This is a genomic window from Methylobacterium persicinum, from assembly GCF_022179525.1.
Lineage (GTDB): Bacteria > Pseudomonadota > Alphaproteobacteria > Rhizobiales > Beijerinckiaceae > Methylobacterium > Methylobacterium persicinum.
The window spans coordinates 1-2,549 of the sequence record NZ_BPQX01000041.1; the positions used below are offsets into that span (position 1 = coordinate 1).

Annotated in this window: 1 protein-coding gene and 1 pseudogene; both read left to right on the forward strand. The window is 67.7% G+C overall.

Annotated elements, in window-relative coordinates; genetic code table 11:
* Nucleotides 1–163 precede the first annotated feature (163 nt).
* Nucleotides 164–1,657, forward strand: a pseudogene (istA, locus tag MFF22_RS17670) (IS21 family transposase); the annotation flags it as partial.
* 5 nt (nucleotides 1,658–1,662) lie between these two features.
* On the forward strand, nucleotides 1,663–2,394 hold the full coding sequence (gene istB / locus MFF22_RS17675) for an IS21-like element helper ATPase IstB (RefSeq protein WP_238250361.1): 732 nt from the start codon (nucleotides 1,663–1,665) through the stop codon (nucleotides 2,392–2,394).
* Nucleotides 2,395–2,549 lie beyond the last annotated feature (155 nt).

Below are 2,549 nucleotides of genomic sequence, written 5' to 3' on the forward strand. Positions count from 1 at the left end.
CCAGTTGAGCTCCCGGGGTATACGACGCCCCCGAGGCTGGCGTTCTAGTGTGTTTCGGCGTGCAACTTTGACACCCTGAGGTGGGGGATCGGCGTCCAATTCTGACCCCCTGAAGCTTGCTCTCGCAGACTGCCCTCCGGGACGACCGGACGGGTGGTGGGGGATGAAGGGCGTGGACACGATTGCGCGCATTCGGCGCGAGTTCTTCACCCGCGGCCGCGCGATCAAGGACATCGTCCGCGACCTGCACGTCTCTCGCAATACGGTCCGCAAGGTCATCCGCTCGGGTGCGACTGCCTTCGCCTACGAGCGCGAGGTGCAGCCCTTGCCCAAGCTCGGACCCTGGCGGGACCATCTCGATCGAATGCTGACGGCGAACGCCGGCAAGCCGCCTCGCGAACGGCTCACCCTGATCCGGATCTTCGAGGCCCTGCGCGGGCTCGGGTATGAGGGCGGCTACGACGCGGTGCGCCGCTACGCCAAGGGCTGGAAGCGCACGCGCACGGCCGTCACCGCCCCCGCCTTCGTGCCGCTCGTGTTCGCCCCCGGCGAGGCCTACCAGTTCGACTGGAGCCACGAGATCGTGCTGATCGGCGGCGTGACCGTCACGGTCAAGGTCGCTCACGTCCGGCTCTGCCACTCGCGCATGCCGTTCGTGCGGGCCTATCCGCGCGAGAGCCAGGAGATGGTGTTCGACGCCCACGACCGGGCGTTCGCCTTCTTCCGCGGCACCTGCCAGCGCGGGATCTACGACAACATGAAGACCGCGGTGGAGACGATCTTCGTCGGGCGCGAGCGCGCCTACAACCGCCGCTTCCTGCAGATGTGCTCGCACTATCTCGTCGAGCCGGTGGCCTGCACGCCCTCATCAGGGTGGGAGAAGGGCCAGGTCGAGAACCAGGTCGGGCTGGTGCGCGAGCGCTTGTTCACGCCGCGCATCCGGGTGAAGAGCTACGACGAACTGAACGCCCTGCTGCTCGACGGGGTGATCGCCTTCGCCAAGGCCCATCCTCATCCCGAGGAGCGGGAGCGCACCGTCTGGGAGCGGTTCGAGGCCGAGCGGGCAGCGCTGGTACCCTATGCCGGCCGCTTCGACGGCTTCCACGCCGTGCCGGCCAGCGTCTCCTCGACCTGCCTCGTACGCTTCGACAACAACCGCTACTCGGTGGCCGCCTCAGCCATCGGCCGTCCGGTTGAGGTGCGAGCCTATGCCGAGCGCGTCGAGATCCGCCAGGACGGCCGCATCGTCGCCGAGCACGCCCGTGTCTTCGGCCGCAACCAGACGGTGTTCGATCCCTGGCACTACGTCCCCGTGCTGGCCCGCAAGCCCGGCGCGCTGCGCAACGGCGCACCGTTCAAGGACTGGGTCCTGCCTGCCGCCCTCGACCGCGTCCGACGCAAGCTCGCCGGCTCTGCTGACGGTGACCGGCAGATGGTCGAGATCCTGACCGCCGTGCTCGGCGATGGCCTGCCCGCGGTGGAGGCCGCCTGCGCCGAGGCACTGCGCGAGGGCGTGCACTCGGCCGATGTCATCCTCAACATCCTGGCTCGCCAGCGCGAGCCAATCGCGCCCGTCACCCTCCTGACGCCCGAGGGTCTGCGGCTGCGCCACGAACCCGTCGCCGACTGCGCCCGCTACGACAGCCTGAGGAGAGCCCCATGATGGAACGTCAGCAGATCCTCGCCACCATGGGCGAGTTGAAGTTGTTCGGGATGAAGGCTGCCTACGACGAGATCATCAAGGTCGCCGTGAAGCGCACGCACGAGCCCCAGCAGATCGTCGGCGACCTGCTCCAGGCCGAGATCAGCGAGAAGCAGGCGCGCTCGATCCGCTACCAGATGACGATCGCCAAACTGCCCCTGGCCAAGGACATTGCCGAGTTCGCCTTCGATGGCACGCCGATCAACGAGATCCTGGTGCGCGACCTCGCCGGCGGCGAGTTCCTGGCTCACCAACGCAACGTCGTGCTGGTCGGCGGCACCGGCACGGGCAAGACCCACCTCGCCATCGCGATCGCCCGGGCCTGCATCCGGGACGGGGCACGCGCCCGGTTCTACAACGTGGTCGACCTCGTCAATCGGCTCGAAGCCGAGGCGCGCGCCGGCCGACAGGGCCGCATCGCGGACCATCTCGCCCGGCTCGACCTCGTGGTGCTGGACGAACTCGGATACCTGCCGTTCGCACAGTCAGGTGGGCAGTTGCTGTTCCACCTGATCAGCCGTCTCTACGAAACCACCTCGATCGTAGTCACCACGAACCTCGCCTTCGGGGAATGGCCAAGCGTGTTCGCCGGCGACGCCAAGATGACCACGGCGCTGCTCGACCGCCTCACCCACCATTGCGAGATCGTCGAGACCGGCAACGAGAGCTGGCGCTTCAAGAACCGCGCCTGAGGCCCGCACACTCGGCACGCCTGCTGGACCCCTGATCAGCCCGGCTGCGCTACCCGGACCCGCTACGCCGGTCTGATCAGGGGCGTCGAGGCACACACGCCAGAGGGGTCAAAGTTCGACGCCGATCCAGGGTCAAAGTTCAACGCTGTTTGACA

What these genes read in the sequence shown, in the direction of transcription:
- istB (WP_238250361.1), top strand. Translation starts at nt 1,663, where the DNA reads ATGGAACGTCAGCAGATCCTCGCCACCATGGGCGAGTTGAAGTTGTTC.